Origin of the sequence: Pseudomonas simiae, assembly GCF_900111895.1 — a bacterium.
Classification (GTDB): Bacteria; Pseudomonadota; Gammaproteobacteria; order Pseudomonadales; family Pseudomonadaceae; genus Aquipseudomonas; species Aquipseudomonas simiae.
Genome location: NZ_FOKB01000016.1, coordinates 37314 through 63094 on the forward strand (window position 1 = coordinate 37314; position 25781 = coordinate 63094).

Annotated in this window: 28 protein-coding genes and 1 pseudogene; 19 read left to right on the plus strand and 10 right to left on the minus strand. The window is 60.6% G+C overall.

Translation table 11 applies throughout. From position 1 onward, the window contains the following. Nucleotides 1–113 precede the first annotated feature (113 nt). Both BMZ57_RS28555 and BMZ57_RS28560 read right to left on the minus strand, forming a co-directional pair. Nucleotides 114–659 (minus strand): putative natural product biosynthesis protein, encoded by a 546-nt coding sequence (locus BMZ57_RS28555; RefSeq protein WP_010209806.1) that lies wholly within the window; start codon nt 657–659, stop codon nt 114–116. 62 nt (nt 660–721) lie between these two features. Then, the gene (locus BMZ57_RS28560) at nt 722–1105 is read right to left on the minus strand and encodes a DUF2946 domain-containing protein (RefSeq protein ID WP_021492300.1); all 384 of its coding nucleotides are present in this window, start codon (nt 1103–1105) and stop codon (nt 722–724) included. Nucleotides 1106–1269: 164 nt separating this feature from the next. On the opposite strand from BMZ57_RS28560, the gene BMZ57_RS28565 reads away from it, so the two are divergent. Both BMZ57_RS28565 and BMZ57_RS28570 read left to right on the plus strand, forming a co-directional pair. Then, nucleotides 1270–1878 carry an SCO family protein gene (locus tag BMZ57_RS28565; protein ID WP_010209804.1) on the plus strand — a complete coding sequence of 203 codons (609 nt, stop codon included), beginning with the start codon at nt 1270–1272 and terminating at the stop codon, nt 1876–1878. After that, nucleotides 1878–2345 (plus strand): copper chaperone PCu(A)C, encoded by a 468-nt coding sequence (locus BMZ57_RS28570; RefSeq protein ID WP_010209803.1) that lies wholly within the window; start codon nt 1878–1880, stop codon nt 2343–2345. The genes BMZ57_RS28565 and BMZ57_RS28570 overlap by 1 nt, the downstream gene beginning before the upstream one ends. Nucleotides 2346–2416: 71 nt before the next feature. On the opposite strand, the gene BMZ57_RS28575 is transcribed toward BMZ57_RS28570, so the two are convergent. Then, nucleotides 2417–2746: a DHCW motif cupin fold protein gene (locus tag BMZ57_RS28575; RefSeq protein WP_021492301.1), complete on the minus strand. Its 330-nt coding sequence runs from the start codon at nt 2744–2746 to the stop codon at nt 2417–2419. 125 nt (nt 2747–2871) lie between these two features. Between BMZ57_RS28575 and BMZ57_RS28580 the strand changes: the two genes are divergently transcribed. After that, the gene (locus BMZ57_RS28580) at nt 2872–3381 is read left to right on the plus strand and encodes an HIT family protein (RefSeq protein ID WP_069673425.1); all 510 of its coding nucleotides are present in this window, start codon (nt 2872–2874) and stop codon (nt 3379–3381) included. A 36-nt stretch (nt 3382–3417) separates the two neighbouring features. On the opposite strand, the gene BMZ57_RS28585 is transcribed toward BMZ57_RS28580, so the two are convergent. Then, nucleotides 3418–4320: a universal stress protein gene (locus BMZ57_RS28585; protein ID WP_069673424.1), complete on the minus strand. Its 903-nt coding sequence runs from the start codon at nt 4318–4320 to the stop codon at nt 3418–3420. A gap of 319 nt (nt 4321–4639) precedes the next feature. Here BMZ57_RS28585 and fnr point away from each other — a divergent pair, with 319 nt between their 5' ends. Together fnr and BMZ57_RS28595 are read left to right on the plus strand one after the other, a co-directional pair. Then, a complete protein-coding gene (fnr, locus tag BMZ57_RS28590) occupies nt 4640–5386 on the plus strand; it encodes a fumarate/nitrate reduction transcriptional regulator Fnr (RefSeq protein WP_069673423.1) in 747 nt (248 codons plus the stop codon). 239 nt (nt 5387–5625) lie between these two features. Further along, entirely contained in the window at nt 5626–6189 is a 564-nt protein-coding gene (locus BMZ57_RS28595) for a GNAT family N-acetyltransferase (RefSeq protein ID WP_021492304.1), read from the plus strand. Between the two features lie 111 nt (nt 6190–6300). Here BMZ57_RS28595 and BMZ57_RS28600 read toward each other — a convergent pair whose 3' ends face one another. Then, nucleotides 6301–7215, minus strand: coding sequence for a universal stress protein (locus BMZ57_RS28600; protein WP_045791972.1), 915 nt, complete (start codon nt 7213–7215; stop codon nt 6301–6303). Nucleotides 7216–7415: 200 nt separating this feature from the next. Here BMZ57_RS28600 and BMZ57_RS28605 point away from each other — a divergent pair, with 200 nt between their 5' ends. Beyond that, the gene (locus BMZ57_RS28605) at nt 7416–8375 is read left to right on the plus strand and encodes a GGDEF domain-containing protein (RefSeq protein WP_010209792.1); all 960 of its coding nucleotides are present in this window, start codon (nt 7416–7418) and stop codon (nt 8373–8375) included. Here the strand turns inward: BMZ57_RS28605 and BMZ57_RS28610 are convergent. Further along, on the minus strand, nt 8317–9555 hold the full coding sequence (locus BMZ57_RS28610) for an MgtC/SapB family protein (protein ID WP_069673422.1): 1239 nt from the start codon (nt 9553–9555) through the stop codon (nt 8317–8319). The two genes, BMZ57_RS28605 and BMZ57_RS28610, sit on opposite strands and share 59 nt — an antisense overlap. 76 nt (nt 9556–9631) lie before the next feature. Continuing rightward, a complete protein-coding gene (locus tag BMZ57_RS28615; RefSeq protein ID WP_010209790.1) occupies nt 9632–10705 on the minus strand; it encodes an NAD(P)-dependent alcohol dehydrogenase in 1074 nt (357 codons plus the stop codon). Between the two features lie 255 nt (nt 10706–10960). Between BMZ57_RS28615 and BMZ57_RS28620 the strand changes: the two genes are divergently transcribed. From BMZ57_RS28620 to BMZ57_RS28630, 3 genes are all read left to right on the plus strand, one after another. Then, complete coding sequence (locus BMZ57_RS28620; RefSeq protein ID WP_021492307.1) at nt 10961–11887, plus strand: universal stress protein; 927 nt, start codon at nt 10961–10963, stop codon at nt 11885–11887. Between the two features lie 214 nt (nt 11888–12101). Beyond that, the gene (gene chrA / locus BMZ57_RS28625; RefSeq protein WP_069673421.1) at nt 12102–13307 is read left to right on the plus strand and encodes a chromate efflux transporter; all 1206 of its coding nucleotides are present in this window, start codon (nt 12102–12104) and stop codon (nt 13305–13307) included. A 387-nt stretch (nt 13308–13694) separates the two neighbouring features. Beyond that, on the plus strand, nt 13695–14030 hold the full coding sequence (locus tag BMZ57_RS28630) for a hypothetical protein (RefSeq protein WP_010209787.1): 336 nt from the start codon (nt 13695–13697) through the stop codon (nt 14028–14030). On the opposite strand, the gene BMZ57_RS28635 is transcribed toward BMZ57_RS28630, so the two are convergent. After that, entirely contained in the window at nt 14020–15633 is a 1614-nt protein-coding gene (locus tag BMZ57_RS28635) for a hybrid sensor histidine kinase/response regulator (protein ID WP_021492309.1), read from the minus strand. The two genes, BMZ57_RS28630 and BMZ57_RS28635, sit on opposite strands and share 11 nt — an antisense overlap. Nucleotides 15634–15749: 116 nt before the next feature. On the opposite strand from BMZ57_RS28635, the gene BMZ57_RS28640 reads away from it, so the two are divergent. The 7 genes from BMZ57_RS28640 to BMZ57_RS28670 all read left to right on the plus strand — a co-directional run bounded on the left by BMZ57_RS28640 (nt 15750) and on the right by BMZ57_RS28670 (nt 22709). Next, on the plus strand, nt 15750–16352 hold the full coding sequence (locus BMZ57_RS28640) for a LuxR C-terminal-related transcriptional regulator (RefSeq protein ID WP_010209782.1): 603 nt from the start codon (nt 15750–15752) through the stop codon (nt 16350–16352). A 207-nt stretch (nt 16353–16559) separates the two neighbouring features. Next, complete coding sequence (locus BMZ57_RS28645) at nt 16560–17051, plus strand: GNAT family N-acetyltransferase (protein WP_010209781.1); 492 nt, start codon at nt 16560–16562, stop codon at nt 17049–17051. 2 nt (nt 17052–17053) lie between these two features. Then, nucleotides 17054–17479 (plus strand): GNAT family N-acetyltransferase, encoded by a 426-nt coding sequence (locus BMZ57_RS28650; protein ID WP_010209779.1) that lies wholly within the window; start codon nt 17054–17056, stop codon nt 17477–17479. Nucleotides 17480–17731: 252 nt separating this feature from the next. After that, nucleotides 17732–18244, plus strand: coding sequence for a sigma-70 family RNA polymerase sigma factor (locus BMZ57_RS28655; protein WP_010209776.1), 513 nt, complete (start codon nt 17732–17734; stop codon nt 18242–18244). Continuing rightward, nucleotides 18241–19191, plus strand: a complete 951-nt coding sequence (locus tag BMZ57_RS28660) for a FecR domain-containing protein (protein ID WP_069673420.1) — start codon at nt 18241–18243, stop codon at nt 19189–19191. Before BMZ57_RS28655 ends, BMZ57_RS28660 begins: the two co-directional genes overlap by 4 nt. A gap of 98 nt (nt 19192–19289) precedes the next feature. Next, nucleotides 19290–21752: a TonB-dependent siderophore receptor gene (locus tag BMZ57_RS28665; protein ID WP_069673419.1), complete on the plus strand. Its 2463-nt coding sequence runs from the start codon at nt 19290–19292 to the stop codon at nt 21750–21752. 63 nt (nt 21753–21815) lie between these two features. Beyond that, entirely contained in the window at nt 21816–22709 is an 894-nt protein-coding gene (locus tag BMZ57_RS28670; RefSeq protein WP_044287325.1) for an AraC family transcriptional regulator, read from the plus strand. Here the strand turns inward: BMZ57_RS28670 and BMZ57_RS28675 are convergent. Continuing rightward, on the minus strand, nt 22651–23238 hold the full coding sequence (locus tag BMZ57_RS28675; protein WP_010209766.1) for a LysE family translocator: 588 nt from the start codon (nt 23236–23238) through the stop codon (nt 22651–22653). The genes BMZ57_RS28670 and BMZ57_RS28675 overlap by 59 nt on opposite strands. A gap of 202 nt (nt 23239–23440) precedes the next feature. Here BMZ57_RS28675 and BMZ57_RS30065 point away from each other — a divergent pair. Together BMZ57_RS30065 and BMZ57_RS28680 are read left to right on the plus strand one after the other, a co-directional pair. Then, nucleotides 23441–23581, plus strand: a pseudogene (locus tag BMZ57_RS30065) (alpha/beta fold hydrolase); the annotation flags it as partial. A 54-nt stretch (nt 23582–23635) separates the two neighbouring features. After that, complete coding sequence (locus tag BMZ57_RS28680; protein ID WP_032900162.1) at nt 23636–24214, plus strand: TetR/AcrR family transcriptional regulator; 579 nt, start codon at nt 23636–23638, stop codon at nt 24212–24214. A gap of 98 nt (nt 24215–24312) precedes the next feature. Here the strand turns inward: BMZ57_RS28680 and BMZ57_RS28685 are convergent, their stop codons facing one another. Further along, entirely contained in the window at nt 24313–25197 is an 885-nt protein-coding gene (locus tag BMZ57_RS28685; protein ID WP_010209761.1) for an NAD(P)/FAD-dependent oxidoreductase, read from the minus strand. A 144-nt stretch (nt 25198–25341) separates the two neighbouring features. On the opposite strand from BMZ57_RS28685, the gene BMZ57_RS28690 reads away from it, so the two are divergent. After that, on the plus strand, nt 25342–25779 hold the full coding sequence (locus BMZ57_RS28690) for an Rrf2 family transcriptional regulator (RefSeq protein ID WP_029529115.1): 438 nt from the start codon (nt 25342–25344) through the stop codon (nt 25777–25779). Nucleotides 25780–25781 lie beyond the last annotated feature (2 nt).

Sequence of the window (25781 nt, forward strand, 5' to 3'; positions counted from 1 at the left end):
GGGAGCGCGCACGGTATAGGCTTGGTCCCACGGGAAAAAGCCGTCAAAACCGCTATTCACTTTTTCAGTTTGCGTAACAATCCACGTGTCACTTCAAGGTATTCAGCCGCATGTCAAGGCACCGCCAACCACCCACTGAACCCACCCGGCGCCTTCAACGGGCACCAGGCGAAATCCCACGGTGGCGGCGGCAGCGCCTGCTGTTCGACCCCGGCACTCCGGGCGTCTTTCCAATCGACCACCCTCGACGACTGCCAGGCCAGCGCCACGCCCTGGGCCTGGCTTTCGTCCGTATTGACCCAACACGCGGCGGCCGCCGCCATGAATGCCTCGATCGGCTCGTCGTCGATCTGCGACCGATACGGCGAGCCCAGCAGCCAGCGGCAGACATTCAGGTGATAGGTCCAGTCCTGCGGCGGCCGGTTGCGGTAGGCCCAGGTCATGAAGCTGCGGAACAGGTTCAACCCTTCGGGCGGATCCAGCTTGAGCAGCGCCGGGCAGATATCGAACAGGGTGTGCCAATACGGCAATAACCGTGCATCCAGGTGCACGAAGTTGCGGGAATTGCTCGGGTATTCAGGCGGCGTCGGTACCGCGTGCAGGCGGCGGGACGCCTTGCTGACTAGGCGGCTGGCGCCTGCGGGCAACAGGTGGTTCATGAAACGCACTCACAGTCATGACGATGGAATGCCTCCTGGTCTCAGGAAGCCCAAGGCAAACGTCAGAATGCAGGGGAAGCGCGGGGGTTGGCCGAAGGCCAGGAATAACGCGGCGGCGCCTTGTTGCGACGTTCATGGGCGGGCCGTGGAGTTTGCCCCAGCCCCAGCAACCAGGCCAGACCGACCAAGAACACCAGGGCAACCGTCAAGGCGTTGCAGACCGGGCAGGCAAAGTAGTTCGAGATGTTGCTGGAAGACGGGCTGCCCAACCCTTTGTCGGAAAGTGGCGCCTGCTTGCCGTCCACCGAACAAAACGCCCCACCGATGCCATTCAGTGTCTGGCCCATCATCTGACCATGCCCCAAACCGCAGACGAACAGGTTCATCAGCACGCAGAAGTACAGGGCCCAGGCAATCAGGGAACGGTCGGGGTGGCTCAATTTCATGGCGGCGACTCTACCACCAGAGCCGCCAAAGGATGAAGTGCCGCCTGCCCCTGTGGCAGAACGTCGCAGATTACGTGCACTTCCCAGGGTTGGTAGACTGGACGCCCTCAAAGCCTGACGTATTGATCCAGAGCAATGCAGGCGTTTCACAGGATGCACAGTTGATGAGTACCTTATTCACCCGCCGCAAAGTGCTGACCGGAATGGGCCTGCTGGGCCTGGGCAGCCTGCTGGGCGGCTGTGACTACAGCCCGAAGCTGAACTTCAAGTACGGCAAGGACCTGAGCGACAAGATCATGGGCCGTACCTTCAAGCTCAAGAACACCGACGGCGAAACCGTCACCTTGAGCTCGTACCGTGGCCTGATGCCGGTGGTGTTCTTCGGTTTCACCCAATGCCCGGCCGTGTGCCCGACCACCCTGGCGCGCGCCGCCCAGGCCAAGAAACTGATGGGTCGCGACGGCGAAATCATGCAGGTGGTGTTCATCACCCTGGACCCGGAACGCGACACCCCCGAGATCCTCAACAAGTACGTCAAAGCCTTCGACCCCAGCTTCGAAGCGCTGTACGGCACCCCGGAAGAAATCGCCGTGGCCGCCAAGGAATTCGGGATCTTTTATGAAAAGATCCCTGCCGGCGACACCTACACCCTGTCCCACACCGCCACCAGCTTCGTGTTCGACACCCGTGGCAACCTGCGCCTGGGCCTGCAGGCATCCCTTACCGCTAAAGAGTGCGCAGAAGACCTGCTCACCGTCATGGAGGTCTGCTAATGACTGCCGTTCAACACCTCAAACGTACCCTTATCGGCCTGACCCTGCTGGGCCTTGCCGCCCACGCCAGTGCCCAGGTGCAAGTAACCGACGCGTGGGTACGCGCCACTGTGCCGGGCCAGCCGTCCAGCGGCGCGTTCATGACCGTCACCGCCGACAGCGACAGCCAACTGCTGAGCGTGGCCTCGCCGGTGGCCAAGGACGTGCAGATCCATGAGATGAGCATGAAGGACGACGTGATGCGCATGGGCCCGGTGGACTCGGTGGCCCTGCCCGCCGGCAAGGCCGTGACCCTCGACCCCAACGGCTACCACGTGATGCTGATGGGCCTGACCGGCCAGATCAAGGAAGGCGACCAGGTGCCGCTGACCCTCACCGTGCAAAACGCCAAGGGTGAGAAGCAGGCGATTGAAGTGAAGGCCCCGGCCCGTGGCGTGGATGGGATGGACCACAGCAAGATGCATTGAGGGCATGGGAGCTCTGTGGTGAGCGGCCTGCGCTTGCATCCGCAACTGGCTGAACAACCCGTTATACCGCCTCAATCCACAATAAACAGCTTCGCCCCTACGCTCGTCGACGAGCGATGGCCCTCCATGTCATTGCCCACCTGGTAACTCATTCCGGCCGTCAGGGTGAACTGGCGGCCGTCTTCCAGTTCCGTATGCAACTCGCCTTCCAGGCACAAGAGAATATGCCCTCTCCAGCACCAGTGATCAGCCAAGTAGCCGGGGGTGTACTCAACCATGCGCACGCGGGTGGTTCCGAAGTGGCAGGTGCGCCATAAAGCGTTGCCGGTAATGCCTGGGTAAGTCACGGATTCGACCGTGGTCCAGTCAGTGGTGCCAAAGGGGACGGCAGTGAGGTCCATGGTGGGCTCGGTGGTTGATTAGCGGGGCTTGAGGCTATCCATCTGGACCCGCGGGCGATAGGCACAGATCCATCACTTTTCAGGGATACAGGTATCCTCCCCGCATCGCTAACAGGGATTCGCTTATGCAGATCGACCCCGCCTATGTCCTTCACGAAACCGAACACTGGCTGCTCAACCATCACCTAGCTTCATCCTTGCCCGGCTACCTGATGCTAGGCGCCAAGGCGCCGATTCACTCCCTGGCCGACATGCCGGAAGCGGCGCTGGCCGAGTTGGGTGGGCTGCTGGCAAAAACCCAGCGAGTGATGGAGGCGCAGCTCAAACCGAAATGGCTGTATATCAGCCGTTATGGGCACATGCCGGGATTTGCGCTGCACTTTCATTTCATTCCGGTGTACGACTGGGTGGAGGACGCGTTCTGGCAAGATGAGCGTTATCGGTTGCTGCAAGGTTTTGGCACACAGCAACTGACGCAGACATTGACCGACGGGGCCGAATTGACGCTGTTTGTATGGCGTGAGTTTGGAGAAAGCGCGGCACCACCGCAGGTTCAAGGAGAGTCAGTCCTGCACGTGATAGCGCGATTGCGCGCCGCTTTTAGTCGAGACATGAGCGGCAGAGAACGGCGATAAAGCGTCGATGCAACGAAATTTGACGCACGTGCATGCTCAGGCTAACGGTTGCACAACCAACAGGCTGCACGGCGGGTGATTGAGTAAGCGCTCGGCTGTGCTGCCGATGAACATGTCGCCGCCACGAGCATGGCTGGCGCCTAGCACCACGATATCGAATTCATTCTGCAGGGCGAACCGCTCAATGACCGCGTGGGGGACGCCCGTCAGCAGGTGACGGCGGTGGCCGTCAATCCCGTAGCGTGACGCAAGCACCTCGAACGCCTCCTCCTGCGCGTCATTGACCGCGTCCCTAAGGCTTTCATTCAGACTCAGCGTGGACACACTCGTCGATGTGTCTCCCACAACCGACCAGTTGCTGATACTGAGCAGGTGCAACCTGGCACCGCAGGAGGCTGCCAGCGTCGACGCCAGTTCAAGCACTTGCTCATTGACACCTTGAGTCAACTCTTCAAGGTGGGACAGGTCGATGGCAACGAGTATTTTCAGAGGGTTGGGGTGCCTGGCTTCGGTCACCAGATGAAAGTGCGCTTCACACTCGCGCAGTAACCGCCAGTCCAGTGGCTGGTGAAAGGCCCGCCCCAGTGCAGGCACGTGGTGAATATCCTTGACCACGAGATCTGCATGGAAGTCGTTCACATAATCGAGTACATGGCCAGGGCTTGCTTTAGCCCAGACGACCTCACTGGTCACCTGTCCTCCCGCAAGGCGCGCCTGCTGCTCCAACCAATGCCGATGCACTTGCAAATAACCCTCTCGGGCACGCGTCATGGCTTCATGGTCGAACAAGCCTGCTACCGCCAAGGCTTGGACGTAATCGAACGCAACCATGTGCAACGACGCTCCGGTGGCGCAGGCCAGCGCCTGCGCGCGGTCGAATGCTGGAGTACGGGTCATTTCGGTCGGTACGATCAATAAAATACGTTTAAGTTTCTGCATCACCGCGATCTCCTGACAACAGCGTTGTACCCAACTGCAAACCCGACATCCTGTTCGGACTGCAGGCGGCGCTGTGACTGCAGTATCGGATTCGGCCCACGGCAGACTCTGATCTTTATCAAGTAAATAACGGGCCGCCAGCAAGGCGCGCTGCCGGTTCAGATGCACCCATCAATTTGGGGAGCATGGAACGGCAGGACTATTCGTTCGAATAGCGTTCTTCTCCACTCGTCACCTTTAACCTGAAAAAGGGCAAATTAAGTGCGGACCCACACGCCCCCCCGCTATGCTCAGGAGATACCTGGCGGAGCGAGACCCGATGACTGGAACCCGTCCGTTACAAGTCCAGAGCCTCAAATCAGCCTGCTCACAGTGCAGTGTTCTAGAGCTTTGTCTGCCAATAGGGCTATCGGGCGATGAAGTGAAGCGCTTGGACAAACTGATCGTCCAGCGCTTCAAGATCAAAAAAGGTACGGCGTTGTACCGCACCGGCGACCCCTTGCGCTCGCTTTACGCCGTGCGAGTTGGTTCATTCAAGACCAGCATGGTGTCAGTCGACGGTCGTGAGCAGGTCACCGGCTTTCAGATACCTGGCGAGATGCTGGGCCTGGACGCTATCAGTGCCGACATACATGCGTGCAGCGCGTTTGCCCTGGAAGACAGCGAAGTGTGCCCCATCCACTTTGCGCAACTGGAAAAACTCTCGCAGAGCCTGCCGTCGCTGCAACACAACCTCAACCGCCTGTTGAGCCGGGAAATCGTGCGTGACCAGACAATGCTGATGCTCATGGGCAACATGAACTCGGACGAGCGCCTAGCGGCCTTCCTGCTCAACCTTTCACAACGTTTGAGCATTCGCGGTTATTCCCCCAAGGACTTTGTTCTGAAAATGCGCCGAGAGGAAATCGGTTCCTACTTAGGACTACGCCTGGAGACCATCTGCCGGGGTATCGCGCACCTGCGAGACCTGAACCTGCTGGATATTGCCGGCCGGAACGTCAAGATTCAGGACATGGAGGGCCTTAAACAACTGGTATCAGGCTGCAATCGTCCGACCGTCCTCTAACGCCCGCACACTTGGCGCCCCATCGCGTACGCGCGGCAGCCAGCGCCGTGGAAAACGTTGCAATCAGGCGCATTCCCCCGACTGTCATCACGACGACAGTTTGAATAAGTACCTCACGATTGAGCACCGGCCTCACGGGTTTCTGATCCAGATCAGAATCAGGCTGCCCCATCGACGTAGAAAGGTATGACCCGCGCGGTAATCACGGCGCGCCGATCTGAACTGGATGGAGGTTTTTCATGCAAACCGTCAAAGAACACAATGAACGCGCCGTTGATGTCTACGCCAAAGTGGCCGGCCACCATTGGATCGAACCCCTTAAAGACGGCCGCCATGTGCTGATACGGCCGCTCACGGATGAAGACCGCGAGCGTGAGTATGCGTTTATCAAGCGCCTGTCTCCCGAGTCGCGGCATATGCGATTTCTTGCCCAGATCAATGAGCCGAGCAAAGCGATGCTGGATCAGTTGATGGACACTGACAACGACCAGCGCATGGCCTACATCGCACTGACTCACGATAACGGCAAGCTTACCGAGATCGGTATCAGTCGGTATGCCGCCACCGGAGAACATGTATGTGAATGCGCAGTCACCGTTGCTGATGAGTGGAAGCATCTGGGTTTGGGCACGCATCTGATGACGCATTTGATCAAGGCGGCGCGTCGCAACGCTTTCACCCAGATGTACTCGATTGACGCGGCAAGCAATACGCCGATGCGTGACCTGGCAAGAAGCTTGGGGTTCGACACGTCTAGCGACCCCGACAACTCATCTCAGGTTATCCATCGTCTTCACCTGTAAACAGTTGCCCCGCGATAACGCGCGCCTTTGCTCAAGGGCGCCGCGTCATTAAAGGTAGGGGACACGCCGTAGGCGTGGAGTGCCGGCCTGCCCTGCCGGCTGGGCCACGTATCAGTCGCGCGACGGTTTGATCGCCCATACGCTGCAAGGCGCCCTATGCAAGAGCTGTTCGGCGGTTGTGCCTAACAGTTTACTCAAGCCATGGTGCTGCACCGTCCCCATGACGATCACGTCCGTAGCGTGTTTAGTCGCGAACTCACAAATGCCTGGAACCGCCGCACCTTCGATAAAGTGACGGTTCTGCGGTGCCACATGATGGCGCTCGGCTAGCGCCGCAAACGCCTCACGCTCTGCGCTGCCCAACGCCTCATAGAGACCCGTGGCCAGCGGTAACGCACCAACGCCCATGTCCGTCGCATACACCGCCATCCAGTCATAGACATGCACCAACTCCAATGTGGCACCACATTGCTCGGCCAGCTTCACGGCGGCATCGATAATCTGATCGTTGAATACCTGATCCTGCTCTTCACTGCGCAGGACATCGACAATAGCCAGGATCTGGCGAGGTCGAGCATGCAGGTCATTGATCACTAGATGCACCGGCACTGGACAATCACGCAGCAACTGCCAGTCCAGCGGGGTGAAAAATATCCGTTTCAACGCCGACTCTTCGTGAGCATCCTTGATGATCAGTGCCAACGGCAGCTCGCTGACGAAATGCAGGATTTCTTCATAAGGATGCTGTACCCACACCACCTCACTGGAGACTGCAACGCCATGTTTGCTCATCAGCTCGGCCTGTTCCGAAAGCCACTGTCGATGAGTTTGCAAATACCCTTCCCGCGCTACACCCATCTGTTCGGGGGCAAATAGGCCTGCCACCGCTAGTGCCTGCAGATAATCAAACGCGACGATGTGCAACGGCAGTTGCATCGCCCGAGCCAGAGCCGTGGCACGCTCAAAGGCTGGAGTGCGGATCATGGCTGGAGGGGCAATCAATAATAAACGCTGGATCTGTGACATGGGGCACCTCGGGACGGGGCCATCTGGATGGCTATTGCTCAAGGTTGAGCGTTACAGGCTTCAGCTGTTTGATATTTGTCAGGTATGCCAGTCGTAAGGGTGAACATCGCCCCGAATAAAGTTGATATTGATCAACAAGTACCCCCTCGCACCCTCATAGCCTGAACCAAAGCGTCCTGTGTCTGCAGAGAGAATAGGCAATGATCGAAAATGACCAGCAAGTGTTGGTAAGGGCATTGGACGCTGCAACAAACCCGGTGCTAATCACCGAACGCAGTGGCAGCATCGTGTGGCTCAACAAAGCATTCTGCCTGATGAGCGGCTATTCCAAGCAAGAGCTGGTGGGCAAGACCCCGCATCTGCTGTCTTCAGGCAGACAAAGCACTACGTTCTATCGCAATTTGTGGATGACGATTATGGCGGGGCTGAGCTGGCAAGGCGAAATGGTCGAGAGGCGCAAGGACGGAGGCACCTGCACCGTCAATCAGATCATCACGCCGGTGCTCGACCAGGACGGTGTGGTGACGCACTTCATCGCCATCCTGCACAACTTCAGTCTCATAGACGAAGAGCGCGCCGCCATGCAGCAACTGGCATTCCACGACGCTCTGACGGGGTTGCCCAACCGCTTGCTGTTCCTGAACCTGCTCAACCAGGCAATCAATGGTGCGATCAAATACAAGCAGCCATTGGCGCTGATGTTTATCGATCTGGATCACTTCAAATCCATCAACGACACCCTCGGCCACGCTTGCGGGGACAGGCTGTTGGTCGCGGTGGCTGAACGCCTGGGCCAGTCAGTGCGCCGCTCCGACGTGGTCGCCCGCCTGAGCGGTGACGAGTTCGCGATCCTGATCTCCGGCGTGGACCAGATTGACCAACTTGAGCCCTTGGCGAACAAATTGGTCGCCGCTATCCATCAGCCTTTCATGGTGGACAATCATCGGATCGAAACCGCTATAAGCATCGGTATCAGCCTGTTTCACGGCGATGGAAGCAGTGTGGATGATCTGCTCGCCCAAGCCGACAGCGCGATGTACCAGGCCAAGAGAAACGGTGGCAACGGTTGCCGTTTCAGCGTTCTGGACATACCGGCCGAACTCAATGCAGCAAGGTGCCCGCCCACATGGCCAGCGTCAGCAACACCTGGCCCGGGATAACATAGGCGGCAAATCGTCTGCCACCGCTGACCCAGGCCATCAGGCACTTGCTCAAAGAGTTGCTGCTGACAGCAACCAGCGCAGGGCCGACGATGGCATCGAACGGCAACAAGCCGGCCTTGGCGAGGGAGGCGATGGACGCTGTGGAGGAATGCGCGTCGGCAAAACCGGTCAAGGTCGCAGTCAACATTATCCCGACCTGACCGAAGTGGCTCAGCATGGCTGATGAAACCAGGGTGATACCGGTCATGCTCAACGTCACAATCAAGGCAAGCTTGAGATCGAATGCGCCCCCCACCTTGATCGGCCCGTTGGCGCCCCCGCTCTGGACGGGAAACATCAGGCATGCGCCATATAACCCCGTAACAGCAAATCCGCAGGCCAATGGCCCCCATATGCTGCGCAACAGTGCGGGATCAACCAGGCCAAAAATCAGCCCGACCTGAATCACGGTGGCCAAATTGGACAATATCGCCGCAGCACTCAGGGCGCGGATATTGCCAGGCTCCGTGGCGACGCGATGTCCCATCGAGGCGATGGTCACGGTACTGGAGGCGAATCCGGAGGCGATCGCACTGATAGCGTAGCCGTAGCGAGTTCCCAGCGTACGCACCGCAATATGCCCCGCGGCGCCCACCAGCATCAACAAAACAGTCAAGCTGCAGACGGTGCGCAAATTGAGGGCTGCATAAGGGCCGATGTAACGATCCGGCAGCAATGGCAGCACCACCAGCGCCGTAATCAGCAAGACGAGTCCATCGCGCATCTCAGGCTCGGTCAACTGGCTTTTGGCGAAATGATGCAGTGTCTCCCGATACGTCAGCAGCCCCGCCGCCACCACACCCATAGCGACGGCCAGTTCGGGAGCGGTACTGCACAGCGCGCCCAGGATCAGCACGGTGAGCAAAGCCACTTCGCTAGTCACGCCGGGGTCGTCACTCAGACTTCGCCAATAGGCGACAGTCGCCAGCGCGGTTAGACTGATCGCGACCATCCCGACCAGCAACGCCCCTCCCACCTGCATCGCCGCATATCCCAGCAGTGCGGTGATCGCGAAGGTCCGCAATCCGGCGGAGTCGCGGGTATCTCCGGTCCCTTTGTGGCGCTCGCGCTCCAGACCGATCAACATGCCGATCCCCAGCGCGGCGGCCGCCCCCGCCATGCCAATGGTTTCAATCATGGTGGCCCTGATCCCAGTAATGAGCGGGTTGTGAGTGCGTGATCTCGAAGTTCATGAACACCTGCGAAAGACGTTCTCAAGGCGTTATCGCCACTTTCATCACACCGTCACGCTGATTGGCAAACAGCTCATAGGCCGCCTCGATGTCATCGAGCTTGAAATGGTGAGTCACCAGCGGCGACAAATCGACGGCACCGCTTTGCACCACTGCCATCAACCGGCGCATCCGCTCTTTGCCACCGGGGCACAGCGTCGTCACGATGCTGTAATCACCGAGGCCGGCGGCAAAGGCATCGAGCGGGATGCGCAGGTCGCTGGAGTACACCCCCAGGCTGGATAACCGGCCGCCGGGGCGCAGCACGCGCAATGCCGACTCAAACGTACCTTGGGTGCCCAGAGCCTCGATCGAGACATCGACTCCCCGGCCATCGGTCAGGGCCATGATTTGCTCGACCACATTTGCCTCCTTGAAATTCACCACGTGGGTCGCGCCCAACTGACGGGCGACGCTCATGCGCTGCGCCACGGCATCGACGCCGATGATGGTGGTGGCCCCTTTAAGTCGTGCACCGGCCACGGCACACAGACCGATCGGCCCGAGGGCAAATACGGCGACTGTGTCACCGATATTGATCTCACCGCGCTCCGCCCCAGAGAACCCGGTGGACATGATGTCCGGGCACATCAGCACCTGTTCATCGCTCAAACCATCGGGGATTGGGCACAAATTGGCGAGTGCATCTGGTACCAACACGTATTCGGCTTGGCAGCCGTCGATGATATTGCCGAATTTCCAGCCACCCGTGGCGCGAAATCCGTGCCGGGTGTCGGGGCCATCCTGTGAGGCGCAGCCGCACAGGCAGGCATAACTCTGGCCACTTGGGGTAATTGCCCCAGCGATGACCCGTTGTCCCTCGACGAAACCGCGCACCTGCGAACCCAGCCGTTCGATGATGCCCACTGGCTCGTGACCGATGGTCAAGCCTTTGGCCACCGGGTACTCGCCGCGAAGGATATGCACATCGGTGCCGCAGATGGTCGTGGTGGTGATGCGAATCAAAGCATCCAGCGGGCCGACCTCGGGGATCGGTTTGTCCTCGAGCACGATGCGGTTCTTCTCAACGAATATTGCGGCTTTCATGGTGGCCATCATCGGTTCTCCTACGCAGATCGAGTTCGTGAGTGCTGCACTCACCCGAGACTGCGCCAGGGCGACCAACCGCAGATTGATAATGGTCAACAATCAGAGAATCAAAGCGCCTGCCGCAGATCGTTTGGCGCTCTCACTCGTCTCTTTGACAAAAATCAAGCCCGTTGGCGTAGCCAGCGCCACCCTAGGCGCAAGGCTCACTGCCCGGACGTTCGACTGGCGAGCGTTTGAGCGATTACCAATGGGAGATTTGCCATGTCTGCGCAATCACGTTTCATGCTGGTTGTTTCGCCCCTCATGAAAAACAGCCCGGCCTTCGAGCGCGCTGCCGCTCTGGCCAAGGCGTCGGACGCCGCCTTGCACATCGTGGCATTCGACTATCTGGAGGGGCTGGCGACTGCTGGCCTGGTCAATGAGCAAGCTCTGGAACAGATGCGCTTGGGATATGTCGAGCGCCACCACCAATGGCTAGAGGATCAGGCCCGCCCCTTGCGCAAGCTCGGCGTGCACGTGACCACTGAAGTGGTGTGGGTGCAAAGCCCCCTGCAAGAGATTCTCATCCACCTCCGGGAACAACCCATGACAGCACTGGTGAAAGCTCTGGAGCACGAGTCAGTCCTGTCACGCCTGATGTTCACTCCGTTGGATATTCATCTGCTACGCGAATGCCCGGTGCCCCTGCACTTTGTCAGTCATCTGCACCACGCCCTTCCACGGCGAATCGTTGCTGCGGTCGACCCGTTCCATCGCAATGACCACTACGAAGGCCTTAACGACAGAATTCTGCACGAAGCGGCAAAACTGGCGAGCAACTGTAATGCTGAGCTGGACGTTATTTACGCCCACGACCTGTCCTCGATCAGCGCCGCCGAGTTCGGTTTCAACAATGCCTCCGCGTTCTTCTCTCCAAGCGCCGCCAAGGCGCTGTTCGATGCACAAAGCGATGCTTTCCATGAGCTGGCCAAGCGCAATAACATCCCGGCGGAAAACCAGCACATGATCATGGGTAACCCGGCCAAGGTGCTTTCCAGCTATGCGGATGCTTATGACATTGACGTTATTGTCATGGGACGCGTCGTCCATCGAGGGATCGGTCAGTTGATCGGCAGCACCGTGGAACACCTGTTATACAAAATGCCTTGCAGTGTTTGGGTGGTTTCGCCGGAAGACGTCGCCGACTGAAAATGAATGGAGTGGTCTTTCGGTCTGTCGTTGGCCTTTGCTGCTCTGTTAGCGAGTTCATCCGTCGCATCACTCGTGCCACGTTCGGGCTCAATCCGCTCGGTGAAGACTCAGCAGGCCTCTGCATCCTGTGATGCGCGCAGCTTGAGTATTGTCTTTCGTTAACAATTTTCGATTAATGTCTGTTGAATAGGCCGATGATGAATCAATCAACATGACCGACACCCGCCAGACTGACCGCCGCCACTGGACAGTTTTCCTAATTTTCCTGCGCCTGGGCCTGACCTCTTTCGGTGGCCCAATCGCCCACCTGGGCTACTTCCGAGACGAGTTCGTGGTGCGTCGACAGTGGCTCAGCGAGCGCAGTTATGCGGATCTGGTCGCCCTTTGCCAGTTTCTACCAGGGCCTGCAAGCAGTCAGGTCGGCATCGCGCTTGGGCTTTCTCGCTCAGGCTACGGTGGCGCGCTGGCGGCGTGGATGGGGTTCACTTTACCTTCCGCGATTGCCCTGATCCTCTTTGCGTTGGGCATAGCCCGTTATGGCGATGTCATACCCGTTGGCGTATTGCACGGGTTAAAGGTGGTAGCCGTGGCGGTGGTCGCGCAGGCGGTATGGGGGATGGCGCGCAATCTGTGTCCCGATACACCGCGTAGATCCATCATGACAGCAGCAACCTGCTTCGTGCTGCTCGTACCCTCCGCGTTGGGGCAAGTCGGGGTCATAGCGATGGGTGCGATCATTGGCTTGTGCCTCTTCAAGCCCGAGCCGAGCGAAGCCCGTGATCCGCTGCCCATTCGCATCCGGCGTCGTGCCGGCATGTTTTGGCTGGTTCTGTTCTGTGCTCTGTTGCTCGGGCTGCCGCTCCTGGCAACGTGGTTTCCAAGTCAAATGTTGTCGAGGGTGGATGCGTTCTACCGCGCTGGCTCGCTGGTCTTCGGTGGCGGACATGTGGTACTGCCGCTGTTGCAGGCTGAAGTCGTACCTACTGGCTGGGTCGGCAACGATGCATTCCTGGCGGGCTATGGCGCCGCGCAAGCCATCCCTGGGCCGCTATTCGCCTTCGCTGCATTTCTCGGCGCGTCGATGAACCAAGCGCCCAACGGTTGGCTTGGGGGCCTGGTTTGCCTGCTGGCGATATTTGCGCCTTCTTTCCTGTTGGTCCTGGGCGCCTTGCCGTTCTGGGAGCATCTGCGGCACAACATCCGCACGCAAGCGGCGCTGATGGGCATCAATGCGGCGGTTGTCGGTGTGTTGCTCGCGGCGCTTTATCAGCCGGTATGGACGAGTGCGATTCACGCCCCGCAGGACTTTGCCCTGGCCCTTGTGGCGCTGGTTGCGTTGATGTTCTGGAAAGTTGCGCCGTGGCTGGTGGTACTCGGCAGCGGCGTCATGGGCGGGCTGTTGAGTATCGCTTTATAAGCAAAAACTCATGCTGAACTGCGCTATTGGCCGATTCTGTTGAACCGAAAGCCATCCGGGACGGCTTTATCATTTAACGGTGAAAACGCTTTCTTACGGCTGCGACGTGAGATCCATGTCAGGAAGCGCCTGCCGGAAGTGCGAACGGCTTGCAAACGGGTAGCGAACGCTACCTGGGCATCCTTTGGAGTGGCCGGTTTTATCTTCAGCCCTTCACGCGATTTCCATGAAGTCATCGTGCCATTAGTACACCTGTGCTAATCGACCCCTCCCCCCTGCGGCGCTATATTCCCCGACACTTCCAACGCTCCTCCGGCACCGTGCATTTCTTGCGCGTGGGCGTGTTGTGCGCTGGAAAAACCATAACAACCCCAAGGAAGAATCACCATGAAACTGCAATCCTCTGTTACTCGCCTGACCCTGTTGGGTGCCTTGATCATCGGCGTGGCCGGCTGCAGCAACATCAAGCCTACTGAAGACCACCTCAAGACCCTGTCGGAAACCAACCTGGGCGAGCCGGTCAAGCGTATCTCCAACGTACGCAGCGACTCGATGACCACCTACTACGTGGCCACCGCGGCGTCTGGCGAGTACAACTGCTCGGTGCCCAGCGGTGCCAGCGGCGGCGCGTTTGCGGTCGCAAGCTTTGGCCTGATGAAGCCTGCCGCCTACTGCCAGCCCAAAGGCGCACGCGGCAACCCACTGCAGGGCTTCACCCAGTAACGGACTCCTGGCTCAGGTCCCGCAGGCTGCCACGCAGTTCAGCGGGGCGTACGGGTTTGGAGAGAATGGCGATCTGACGGTCGTGCAACGCGGCCTGGATTTTCTCCACATCGTGCCCGGTGAGGATCAGCGCCGGGACCGCCCAGCCACGTTGCGCGCGCAGGGCGTCGATGCATTCGATACCGGTGGCATGATTACCCAGGTCATAGTCGGCGACGATGATGTCGCAGTCGCTGACCAGGTCACGCCCAGACGACTCCGCCTGCACCTCGCACCCCCAGCGCTCCAGCAGCGCCTGGGTGGCGAGCAGCACGTTGTGGTCATCCTCCACCAGGCACACCTTCAAACCCGTGAGCAACCCGGCCTGGCGCGTGTCGTCACGCGGTGCCGTAGTCCGCGGTGCAGTGGCCAAAGTGAGGCCATACAGGCACACGGAGGTGCCATGGCCAACCCGGGAGCGCAGGCTCACTTGCACGCCCATCAATTGCCCCAGGCGCTTGACGATGGACAGCCCGAGGCCCACGCCTTCGACGTCTTTGTCACGCAGGTGGCGTACCCGATAAAACTCCTCGAAGACCTTTGACAGATGCTCCTCGGCAATTCCCCGCCCCCGGTCATGAATCTCCACCGCCAAGCCGCCGTCGCGAACGCGCACGCCGATCAGCACCGGACGATGCGCGCCATATTTGAAGCAATTGGACAGCACGTTCTGCACCATGGTCGCCAGCAGCGCCGGGTCGACCAGCACCCAGTGCGCGCACGGCCGCAGGCGCAGCTCCACGCCGGCCCAGCGCGCAGCTTCGGCGTTCTGGCGTACCAGGTCGGCGAGGAACTCGCCCAGGTGCACCGCCTGGTATTTGGGCATCAGGCGGCCGTTGTCGAGGGTGTAGAGGTCGAGAATCGAACGGAACAGTTGCGACACGTTGAGCAGGGAGCGGTCGATATTGTCCACCAGCCTCCGTTCTTCGTCGCCCAGCCGGGCTTCGCGCAGGCAGGCAGTGAACAGGCCGATGGAATGGATGGGTTGGCGCAGGTCGTGGCTGGCCTGAGCGAGAAAACGGGATTTCTCCAGGTTGGCGGCGATGGCTTGCTCCGACGCCTTGCGCGTGCGCTCCAGCAGAATGTGCGCATACACCGGGATCACCGTGCTGGTGATCATCAGCATCAGCACCATGAAGGGTTGTGCCTGCCACACCGGCGTCAATCGATACACAATCAGCAGTGCCAGCAGCGCCAACGCCGTGGCAATCGCCAGGTAACGCGAGCCGTAACGCATGCCGTTGCCGAGGTTGACCCACACCATCACCGCATACAGCGGCAATGCCGCCTCACCACCGACCACCATGCCGAACGAGGTGCCGGTGTAGTCGTGAAGCATGCCGAAGATCCGCCGCGCCGGGTAATGTCCGGGCCATCGGGCGATCACCTGGCGCAACACGATGGAGGCCAGCAGGAACAGAAAGATATACAGGATCACCGGCAGGTAGGTGTCCACCGACTGTCCGGGCAGGAAGCCCAATGCACCGATGTAGACAATCGCAATGCTGGCCACCACGATGCGCAGGTTGGCTTGGTCGAGTTCGGAGTTGGTCTCAAGACTCATGGGGTTACGTCCTTGTGCGGCAGTGATCAATTCCTTCACACACCACAGGCAGGCCCTGGGCGCGGTGGTAAGGTAGCATGCAATTGCACACCCTTGCCCCAGGAAGGAGCACCCACATGAGCAGTCGCATCATCATCGCTGATGACCATCCGATGTTTCGTGAAGCCATGCTGCGCACGGTGCAGCGCTTGTTGCCGGACGCCGTGGTGCAGGAAGCCGGGGACCTTGACGGGGTGCTCGCACTGATCCATGAAGGCGGCGAGGTCGATACGCTGATCCTCGATCTGCGCTTTCCCGGCCTGACCTGCATGAGCCAACTGGTCGAACTGCGCCAGCAACTGCGGCGCACTACACTGATCGTGGTGTCGATGGTGGATGACCCGGCATTGATCGATCAGGTGATGGCCCTGGGCGCGGACGGCTTCATCGGCAAGAACATCGCCCCCGACGAGATCGGCCAGGCGCTGCTGGCTATCCGCGAAGGCGAAGTGCTGGTCAAGTTTGCCCCTTCCGGTTTGCTGCCACTGGACACCTACGCCCTCACCGCCCGTCAGCAGGACGTGCTGCGCCTGATCGCGCAGGGCAAGACCAACAAAGAAATCGCCAAGGCCCTGGAAATCTCGCCGTTTACGGTGCGCATCCATGTGTCGTCGTTGTTGCGCACGCTGGATGTGCCGTCGCGGGCGGCAGCAGCGGTGAAGTATTCCGGGGAGTTCTAGGGGGAGCGGGAAGCACGCCTCACCCTGCGCAGCGGTACTGGAGCGCGGCCGTATTGCCGAGCGCTGGCACACCGGATGGATTTGCGCCGAAACCGGCCAGCAGGGTATCGCCTTCAGCTTATCGAGTATTGGGAGAGAGCGTTTCAGTGCCAGGCACAGGATGTTTCTCTATGATGGGGCCTTTCGCTCAATGCCTCAGGAAATACCATGCCCGCCCTCACCTTCCGCACCGCCCTCCCCGCCGATGCCGCGCGTTGCTTTGACATCGAAATCAGCGCCTACGAAGGCGACGAAGCCGCGACGCTGGAGAAGATCGCCACGCGTATTGCGCAATACCCGCAAGGTTTTTTGATCCTGGAAGCCGAGGGCGAAGTGGTGGGTTTCATCAACTGTGGGTGCGCCCATGAGGTGGTGATGTCGGACGAGGCGTTCAAGGAGTTGGTAGGCCACTGCGCCGAGGCGCCAAACGTCGTGATCATGTCGGTGGTGGTCGACCCGGCGCATCAGGGCAAGGGTTATTCCAAGGCGTTGATGACTGAGTTCGTGCAGCGTATGCGCGGGATGGGCAAACAGACGATTCACTTGATGTGCAAAGAACAGCACGTGCCGTTGTACGAGCGCATGGGTTATGACTATGTGCGCCCTTCGCCATCGGATCACGGAGGAATGGCGTGGCATGAAATGGTCAGGGCGCTCTGACGATGGACATACCGTTGATTGAAATCAGCGACCAGCCCAACCCCGAAGTCGAGCGCCTCCTCGGCAGCGGCCTGGCGGCGTTCAACGAAAGCATCACGGGCTACAACGATCGCCAGCCGCTGACGGTGCTGATCAAAGACCCTGCCACCCAGCAGATCGTCGGCGGCATCACCGGTAAAACCACGCTAGGCATGGCCTTTCTCGACCTCTTCCACCTGCCCGAACACCTGCGGGGGTCGGGCCTGGGCAGCCAACTGTTGCAAGCCTTCGAAAACGAAGCCCGGCGGCGGGGTTGTCGCAATGCGGTGCTCTACACCCTGAGCTTCCAGGCGCCAGGGTTCTACGAGAAGCACGGGTGGCTGAAATTCGGTGAAGTGCCCTGCGCACCTGAAGGCAGCAGCCGGGTGTTTCTGTCTAAACCGCTGTGACTGCCGCTTGCAGCGGCAATAGCAGCGCGGATTGTTTTTTGGTAAGCGCGCTTGCTCGCGAATAACCAATAGGCCACCCCGGGCAGCCCGATAGCGCTGCGTCATCTCTCACGTTCTTCGCGAGCAAGCTCGCGCCTTCAAAGGGCATCATTGGCTTGGCTGAGCGGTTTTAATCATTTGCACGCAGCCCGACGCTTTGCTTTAATCGCGACCAATTCTTATTTGCATGCTTTTTTGAGCTGGACGGGCAGTGTGTCGACTTCTTTTACCCACCTCTACGGCACCCATCACGGTTGGCTGCTCGGCCTGCTGCGCCGGCGCCTGAACGACCGCTGGGATGCCGCCGACCTGGCTCACGACACGTTTATCCGGATTCTCAGCCGCCCACCGGCCGAGACCGACCCCGTCCGCCAACGCTCCTACCTGGCCACTATCGCCCGCGGGCTGTGCATCGACCATTGGCGCCGGCGCCAGCTCGAACGCACGTGGCTGCAAACCCTGGCCGAACGGCCGGAAGCGCTGCAACCGTCGCCGGAGCAACGGGCGATCATCGTCGAGACACTGGTTGAGGTGGACGCCATGCTCGCGCGACTGCCGAAGAAAGTCAGCGAAGCCTTCCTGCTCGCCCAGTTACACGGCCTGCCCTACAAGCAGATCGCCGAGCAGCTTGGCGTGGGCGAGCGCATGGTCAAGAAGTACATGGCCCAGGCCCTGCTGCATTGCGCAATCCTGGAAGCCGAACTCGACGGGATGCTCGTGCAATGAACGCCTCCGGCAAGCTCAGCCATGCCAGCCTTGAGCAGGCCGCGCAATGGTATGTGCGCCTGCAGGACCACGGCAGCGCCTTGGAGCAACTGCGCTGGCAGGCCTGGGTCGCGCAAAACCCTGAACACTTGGCGGCCTGGCAGTACGTGCAGCGGGTGAGCCAGCGTTTTGCCCCGCTGCAGGAACAAGCCCAGGGGGCCAGCCGCGCCTTGCGCAGTTCGCGGCGCCAGACACTCAAGACCCTGCTGGTGCTGTGCGGCGGCTCGGCGCTGGCCTGGGGCAGTTGGCGCAACACCGCCCTGCCCCGACTGGTGGGCGGCTGGAGCGCAGACTATGCAACCACCAGCGGCGAGACCCGCGATACCCTGCTGGCCGATGGCAGCCATGTGTGGCTGAACGCGTTGAGTGCGCTGGATGTGCGTTTTGATGCGGCGCAACGCTTGCTGCTTCTGCGCTTTGGCGAGGTATTGATCGACACGGCCAAGGACGCCCGGCGGCCGTTTCTGGTCGATACCGAACAGGGGCGCATGCAGGCGCTGGGCACCCGTTTCAGTGTGCTGCAAGGCGACGATCACACCCAGCTCAATGTCTTCGAAGGCCGCGTGCAGATCACCACCCAAGACCGGCATGTGCGCATCATCGAAGCGGGCCAGCAAGCCTCCTTTACCCGCGATGGCTTCAAACCCACCGCGACTGCCTCGCAGGCGCGGGAGGCCTGGAGCCGTGGCGTGCTGCTGGCGGACAACTTGCCGCTTGGGCAGTTGATCACCGAGCTTAACCGTTATCGCCCCGGCCATCTGGGATGTGATCCGGCGGTGGCGCAGTTGCCGGTGATGGGCTCGTTCCCGCTCAAGGACAGCGATCATGCCCTGCACCTGTTGCAGGCGGCGCTGCCGATTCGGGTCGACCGGCCGTTGCCGTGGTGGGTATCGGTCGGGCCGCTGTAAAAAATCTTCAACCGCCAGTTCCCTTTTTCAACACTCGTTCGGTTAACCCTGCAGACGCTTTCAATTCGCCGATCGATTTGATCCAAAGGGAAACATCCATGTCGCAACCTGCTCGCTTCGCGCTGTGCCCATTGGCGCTGGCCACTTCGTTGTTCTGCCTTGGCGCGCCGATGGTGCACGCCGCCGACTCGCCTTCGAGCCAGGAGGCCGCGCGTCCCTACCGCATCGCCGCCGGCTCCCTGGTCAGTGTGTTGAACAGCTTCGCCGAGCAGTCGGGCATTTTCATCGCTGGCCACAACAGCCTCGCCGCCGGCAAGACCAGCCCCGGCCTGAACGGCAACTACACCCCGGCGGCCGGCTTGCAGCGCCTGTTGCAGGGCAGCGGTCTGCAGGCACTGTCCCAAGGCAACAACGGTTACGTGCTGGACCCGATTCCCGCCAACACCGGCGCGCTGGAGCTGGGTGCCACCACGGTTTCCGGCCAGGACCTGGGCGCCACCACCGAAGACACCCGTTCCTACACCACCGGCTCCATGGCTTCGGCCACCGGCCTGCCGCTGTCGATGCGTGAAACCCCGCAATCGGTGACGGTGATCACCCGCCAGCAGATGGACGACCAGGGCACCAACAGCATCGCCGACACCCTGCGCCGCGCCCCCGGCGTGAGCGTGCAGAACTACGACAGCGAGCGCTGGGAGTTCTCCAGCCGTGGCCTGCCGATCACCAATTTCCAGTACGACGGTGTCAACTCCACCTATGACGGCGTATATGACTACGGCACCACCAGCACCGACATGGCGGTGTACGACCACCTGGAAATCATCAAGGGGTCGGCCGGCCTACTGAGCGGCGCCGGCGACCCTTCGGCCACGGTCAACTTGATCCGCAAAAAGCCCACGGCTGCCTTCCAGGCCTCGGTAACCCAGACCTTCGGTTCCTGGGACAACTACCGCACCGAAGGCGACATCTCCGGCCCACTGACCGAGTCCGGCAACGTGCGCGGGCGTTTTGTCGGCGTGTACCAGGATCGCCAGTCGTACCTGGACCACTACCAGAACACCAAGGACATCGCCTACGGCATCCTTGAAGCCGACCTCACGCCCGACACCCTGTTGACCTTCGGCATCGATCAACAAGACACCCGCTCCCGCGGTGCCAGTTGGACCGGTTTCCCGATGTACTTCAGCGACGGCTCGCGCACGAACTTCTCGCGCTCGTTCAACCCGGCCGCCGACTGGAGCCGTCGCGACTTCAACAACCAGACACTCTTCGCCTCGGTGCAGCAGAAGCTGGCGAATGACTGGTCGCTCAAAGTCAGCCTCGACCGCAAGCGCAGCCAGCACGACACCCTGCTCGCCTCCGCTAGCGGCGGCAACCCGGACCCGGTCAGCGGCGAGAACATGTACATGTTCATGGGCAAGTACAAGGGCGACCAGGTGCAAAACACCCTGGACGTGAACCTCAGCGGGCCGTTCAGCCTGCTCGGTCGTGAACACGAGTTGATCATGGGCTTCATGACCACCCGCTCGAAACAAGATGTGCCGGTGTACGGTTCGGTCTACCCGCCCGTGGGCGGCAGCATCTTCGATTGGCACGGCGAATACGCTAAACCGGACATCCCGCGCAGCGGCCAGAACGATATCGTGCAGCGCCAGACCGGTGCCTACCTGGCCACACGCCTGAAACCCACCGATGACCTCTCGGTAATCCTTGGCACCCGCGTGAGCAATTTCAGCGGCACCGACAACACGGACTTTTACGACCCGACCAAAGCCGACAACCGCACCCGCTACCACCAGAGCGGCGTGGTCACGCCGTATGCCGGGATCGTCTACGACCTCAACGACACCTGGTCGGTGTACACCAGCTACACCCAGATCTATCGCCCGCAGAACAGCAAGGACGCCGACCGCAAGCTGCTTGACCCCATCGAAGGCAATACCTATGAGGCCGGGATCAAGGCCGCGTTTTACGAGGGCCGCCTGAACGCCAGCTTTGCGGCGTTCCGCATCGAGCAGGACAATGTCGCCGAGTACGTCTCGGGCTTCGAGACCGACTCGGTGTATCGCCCGATTGCCGGTGCGACCACCAAAGGCTTCGAGGCGGAACTGTCGGGCGAGGTGCTGGACGGTTGGAACGTCTCCGCGGGCTACACCTACCAGCACACCCGCGATGCCAACAACGGCTACGTGTACAGCTCGGTGCTGCAAACCACCACGCCACAGCAAGTGGTGCGTCTGTTCAGCACCTACCGCCTGCCCGGCGCGCTGGAGAATGTCACCGTGGGCGGCGGCGTGAATTGGCAGAGCGAGTTCTTCGGCAACGTGTTCCAGCCTAACCCGAATGACACGGTCAATTTCGGCCAGTACGCGCGCATCACCCAGGACAGCTACTACCTGGTCGACCTGATGGCGCGCTACCGCTTCAACGAGCACCTGAGCACCACGCTGAACGTGAAGAACCTGTTCGATAAAAAGTACTACACCGGCCTGGGCAACTTCGGCACCGGTTTCTACGGCGAACCGCGCAGCCTGCAACTGGCGACCAAATGGGACTTCTGAGCTGACGACGGTGGCGGTCTGTGCAATGATCCCTTCACTCGCTCAAGGGAGGGACCCGCCGCCATGTCGCCGAACAGCCTCGCTCACCTTTCACGCTCGCCGCGCTTCTGGCGCGACGAGCGCCTGCCCTTCGTCGAAGCACGCACCATTGCCGATGGGCGCAAGGTCACCTACAGCCGTCACGCGCACGAGCATTTCTCCATCGGCGTGGTCACCACGGGGCGCAGCTATTACCACTACGGCGCCGACACCTTTGAGATCAGCGCCGGCACGGTGGTGTTGATGAACCCCGGCGACGTACACGCCTGCAACCCTATCGCCAATGAGCCGTGGTCCTACCAAATGGTGTACATCGACACGCCCTGGCTGACGGACTTGCAGCACCAACTGGGCTTCAGCACGGAGCAGGGTTATCGGCCCTTCAACACGCCCTACACCCGGGACACGGTGCTTTACGAAGGCCTGTTGGAGTTGTACGGGATACTGGTGGATGAACAGGCCGAACACCTGCAAAAACAGAGCGCGCTGGTGAGTTACTTCACTGAAGTGCAACAGCGCCTCAACCCCTCCGACACGCCGGTGCGCGAGGTCAACCACAAGCTGGAACGCGCCGCCGACTACATCCGCGAACACTGCACCGACGCACTCAGATTGGAAGATATCTGCGTGGCGGCCGAGCTGTCGCCGTCCTACCTGATCCGTGCATTCAAGCAGTATTACGGGCTGACGCCCCACGCATTCCTGGTCAACCAGCGTATCCAGTTTGCCCGCGCGCAATTGCGCCAGGGTGAGCTGATCGCCGATGTCGCGCTGGCCGCGGGGTTTGCCGACCAAGCGCATTTCCAGCGCACGTTCAAACAGCATTTCGCCGCCACGCCGGGGCAGTACCGCGACCGGCTCAAGCCATCAATAAATAACCCACACTGGCCACCAGCAACGCAGCCATTGAGCGGTTGAACACGCGAACACCCCGAGGGTTGCCGAGGTAGCGGCGCAGGAACGTCCCGGCGTAGGCCCAGCACGCCACGGACAGGTAGCAGATCACCAGGTAGAGCGCCGCAAACAGCCAGACCTGTGCGGCATCGCCATCCGCGACAAACAAGCCCATCCCCGCCACGCAGGCCAGCCAGGCCTTGGGGTTGAGCCATTGCATGATCGCCCCGTACAGCATCGATGGCGCGGTGGCGTTACCTTCGGCGTCGAGACGGCCATCGTCCGCCGCCAGTTTCCAGGCCATGTACAGCAGGAACGCCACCCCGCCCCACTGGATCAACTGGGTCAATATCGGCCAGCGTACCAGCACCTCATGCAAGCCCAGGCCAATCAACACCAACAGCAACGTGAAGCCCACAGCAGCACCAAACACATGCTTCTGGCTGGCGACAAAGCCGAAGCGCGCCCCCGAACTCAGCGCAACCACATTGACCGGGCCTGGCGTGATGGACGTGGCCAGGGCGAAGGCAGCCATGGAAATGATCAAGCTCATTGCAGTTCCTTTTTATTCGAACCCGTGATGGTGAGGCCACGGTAAACGGCGAGTCGGCCGGGGTATTGAACAAAATCACCCTCGCCGAATGATCGTGTATGCGTGTGCAGGCTTATTCCATCGTCGGCCCTAAAGGCGGCGTAACTTCTGCCTGCCTGATGCTGTCTTTTTCTGCGGTTCAAGCCGCTGAACGCTGAGAAACTTCGCCGCCTTTATCGAACGCGCTGGCAAGGAGTACGCCAAGAGCTCGCCGACGCCTAAAGAGTACGACGCGTGTGTCGAGCAGATCAGCCATATGTGGGCCAGCCCACCGAACTGGACCGACGCGCAATTGCAGAGCATCCTGTCGGCGCGCATCACCTGCGCACCCACCGATACCCGCCCTATCAGGACACCAATGCCCAACCCGATTCCACGACGGCGCGATGCCGCCGTCACCCGCGAAGCCATCCTGTTGTCCGCGCGCAAGGCCTTTGCCCAATCGGGCTATGACGGCGCCGGGGTGCGCGAGATCGCCGCTGGCGCGGGGCTCACCGAGATGCTGGTCAACCGCTACTTCGGGTCCAAGGAAGAGCTGTTTGCCGAAGTGATCGCCGAGACCCTGGCCAGCCGGATCATCCTGACGCCAGGCAACCTCAGCTCGGAAAACCTCGGCCGTACCATCGCCACCGCACTGGTCAGCCTCACCGAAGCCGGCAATAAGCCCTTGGAAGGTTTCCTGATCATGTTGCATGCGGCGTCCAGCAAACGCGCAGCCATCATCGGTCGCGAGCAAGTGGAAAAAGGTCATCAGGCAACCATGGCCGCTGCACTCAAGGGCGCCCACCACGAAGAGCGTGCCGCGTTGGTGATAGCCCTGGTGTCGGGTTTCCAGGTCATGCGCCAGATGCTGGAGTTGTCGGCGCTGGCCAAGGCCGATCCACAGCTGCTGATCGACCTGCTGACGCCGCTGTTCCAGCAGTTGGTGGATGGCTGAAGCGCTTCAAGCCCTGAGCGAAGGCCGCGAAGAAGTGCTGATCACCGATCATGCGCTGGCGGTAAAGGCCTCGCTGTCCACCGACAGCCCGGTGCACCTCAACCGTTGATCAAGGAAAAATGCGCGCCCACGCCGGCGCGCACGCCCTCCGCCACGGCCAGCGCGACCGAACCGGCGGCGAGGGACGCATCGCCGCAGGCGAACACGCCAGGCTGGGACGTCTGGCGCATGTCATTGGTGTGCAGGTAGGGACCGGTTGGGCCGTCCGCCAGCTCACAGCCCAGTTGCGCGGCCAAAGGGCTGATTCGGGTGCGGGACATCGTGAAGATCCCATCGAGGCTGAACAGCCGCCCATCGTCCAGCTCCAGGTCGGCGCGCTCGCCACAGATGCGCCGTACCGCGCCGCATTCCACGCTGACCCCGCGTCGATCCAAGTGTGCCTGTTGCTCGGCATCCGGGATGAATACGCCGTTGGTGAATAAGGTGGTGGTGCCCCAATCCGGCAGCATCAGTGCGTGGTGCATGGCCAAGGCTGAGGTGGCCAAGACGCCTATGTGGCCTTCGTCCAGCTCGTAGCCGTGGCAGTAAGGGCAATGGAACACGTGCTTGCCCCACCGTGATTCGAGGCCTTCGATGGCGGGCAACTCGTCCACTACCCCGGTGGCGAGGATCAGGCGCTTGGCGTGAAACGTGCCGTTGCATTCAGTGCCAATGGCGAAGCCTTGCGACTCTCCACTCGCCTGAATCACGCGGTCCTGGACCCAAGTGACCGTCGGATATGCCATCAATTGGCCGCGCCCCTGCGAAGCGATGGCTTCCGGGGCCTGACCGTCCTGGCCGAGAAAACCGTGGGAGGTCGCCGCAAAGCGGTTGCGCCGTTGCCCCGCATCGATCACCAACACCTGGCGCCGTGCCCTTGCCAATTGCAGGCCCGCTGACAGGCCGGCATAACTGCCGCCCACGATAATGACGTCGTACAGCATGAAGGTGACCCCCGGTCATGTGCATCCGGTTATCCGAACGCTTTCACGACACACCATAAGTTACATAAAAATACCGCGTCAATAGTCTCGCAACTTTTTAGGTTACGAACGATACTTTCGTCCGAATCAACCTGAGGCCTATTGATGAGAAACGACACCCGACTTTCGCGCATGCTCCACGTGCTGATCCATATGGGCCGACATGAGGAGCGCGCCACCTCGGAGACCATCGCGCAGATGCTCGGCACCAACCCGGTGGTGGTGCGGCGCACCCTCGGGCTGCTGAAGGAAAAGGGCTATGTACGCTCGGAAAAAGGTCACCAGGGTGGCTGGTGCCTGGGTAAACCCTTGAATGAAATCACCTTGCTGGACATTCATAGCGCCCTGGGCACGCCGTCGATATTCGCCATCGGCCTGTCCACCGACCACCCGGAGTGCCTGGTCGAACAAGCAGTGAACGCAGCGCTGACGGATGCCTTCGACCAGGCCCAGGCGCTGTTGCTGGCACGGCTGGGCGACGTGACGCTGGCGCAGTTGGCCGAGGATTTTGACCAGCGTTACCGCATTGCCATGGCGCCTTGATC

Excerpts from the sequence above, each read along its gene's own strand:
- BMZ57_RS28610 (WP_069673422.1), bottom strand. The coding sequence starts at position 9,555 with ATGATTGAAACCATTGGCATGGCGGGGGCGGCCGCCGCGCTGGGGATC.
- BMZ57_RS28555 (WP_010209806.1), bottom strand. The coding sequence starts at position 659 with ATGAACCACCTGTTGCCCGCAGGCGCCAGCCGCCTAGTCAGCAAGGCG.
- BMZ57_RS28585 (WP_069673424.1), bottom strand. The coding sequence starts at position 4,320 with ATGCAGAAACTTAAACGTATTTTATTGATCGTACCGACCGAAATGACC.
- BMZ57_RS28605 (WP_010209792.1), top strand. The coding sequence starts at position 7,416 with ATGATCGAAAATGACCAGCAAGTGTTGGTAAGGGCATTGGACGCTGCA.
- BMZ57_RS28600 (WP_045791972.1), bottom strand. The coding sequence starts at position 7,215 with ATGTCACAGATCCAGCGTTTATTATTGATTGCCCCTCCAGCCATGATC.
- BMZ57_RS28595 (WP_021492304.1), top strand. The coding sequence starts at position 5,626 with ATGCAAACCGTCAAAGAACACAATGAACGCGCCGTTGATGTCTACGCC.
- BMZ57_RS28665 (WP_069673419.1), top strand. The coding sequence starts at position 19,290 with ATGTCGCAACCTGCTCGCTTCGCGCTGTGCCCATTGGCGCTGGCCACT.
- BMZ57_RS28630 (WP_010209787.1), top strand. The coding sequence starts at position 13,695 with ATGAAACTGCAATCCTCTGTTACTCGCCTGACCCTGTTGGGTGCCTTG.
- fnr (WP_069673423.1), top strand. The coding sequence starts at position 4,640 with ATGACTGGAACCCGTCCGTTACAAGTCCAGAGCCTCAAATCAGCCTGC.
- BMZ57_RS28660 (WP_069673420.1), top strand. The coding sequence starts at position 18,241 with ATGAACGCCTCCGGCAAGCTCAGCCATGCCAGCCTTGAGCAGGCCGCG.
- BMZ57_RS28565 (WP_010209804.1), top strand. The coding sequence starts at position 1,270 with ATGAGTACCTTATTCACCCGCCGCAAAGTGCTGACCGGAATGGGCCTG.
- BMZ57_RS28575 (WP_021492301.1), bottom strand. The coding sequence starts at position 2,746 with ATGGACCTCACTGCCGTCCCCTTTGGCACCACTGACTGGACCACGGTC.
- BMZ57_RS28645 (WP_010209781.1), top strand. The coding sequence starts at position 16,560 with ATGCCCGCCCTCACCTTCCGCACCGCCCTCCCCGCCGATGCCGCGCGT.
- BMZ57_RS28675 (WP_010209766.1), bottom strand. The coding sequence starts at position 23,238 with ATGAGCTTGATCATTTCCATGGCTGCCTTCGCCCTGGCCACGTCCATC.
- BMZ57_RS28650 (WP_010209779.1), top strand. The coding sequence starts at position 17,054 with ATGGACATACCGTTGATTGAAATCAGCGACCAGCCCAACCCCGAAGTC.
- BMZ57_RS28635 (WP_021492309.1), bottom strand. The coding sequence starts at position 15,633 with ATGAGTCTTGAGACCAACTCCGAACTCGACCAAGCCAACCTGCGCATC.
- BMZ57_RS28685 (WP_010209761.1), bottom strand. The coding sequence starts at position 25,197 with ATGCTGTACGACGTCATTATCGTGGGCGGCAGTTATGCCGGCCTGTCA.
- BMZ57_RS28615 (WP_010209790.1), bottom strand. The coding sequence starts at position 10,705 with ATGGCCACCATGAAAGCCGCAATATTCGTTGAGAAGAACCGCATCGTG.
- BMZ57_RS28580 (WP_069673425.1), top strand. The coding sequence starts at position 2,872 with ATGCAGATCGACCCCGCCTATGTCCTTCACGAAACCGAACACTGGCTG.
- BMZ57_RS28560 (WP_021492300.1), bottom strand. The coding sequence starts at position 1,105 with ATGAAATTGAGCCACCCCGACCGTTCCCTGATTGCCTGGGCCCTGTAC.
- BMZ57_RS28620 (WP_021492307.1), top strand. The coding sequence starts at position 10,961 with ATGTCTGCGCAATCACGTTTCATGCTGGTTGTTTCGCCCCTCATGAAA.
- BMZ57_RS28690 (WP_029529115.1), top strand. The coding sequence starts at position 25,342 with ATGAGAAACGACACCCGACTTTCGCGCATGCTCCACGTGCTGATCCAT.
- BMZ57_RS28680 (WP_032900162.1), top strand. The coding sequence starts at position 23,636 with ATGCCCAACCCGATTCCACGACGGCGCGATGCCGCCGTCACCCGCGAA.
- BMZ57_RS28670 (WP_044287325.1), top strand. The coding sequence starts at position 21,816 with ATGTCGCCGAACAGCCTCGCTCACCTTTCACGCTCGCCGCGCTTCTGG.
- chrA (WP_069673421.1), top strand. The coding sequence starts at position 12,102 with ATGACCGACACCCGCCAGACTGACCGCCGCCACTGGACAGTTTTCCTA.
- BMZ57_RS28570 (WP_010209803.1), top strand. The coding sequence starts at position 1,878 with ATGACTGCCGTTCAACACCTCAAACGTACCCTTATCGGCCTGACCCTG.
- BMZ57_RS28640 (WP_010209782.1), top strand. The coding sequence starts at position 15,750 with ATGAGCAGTCGCATCATCATCGCTGATGACCATCCGATGTTTCGTGAA.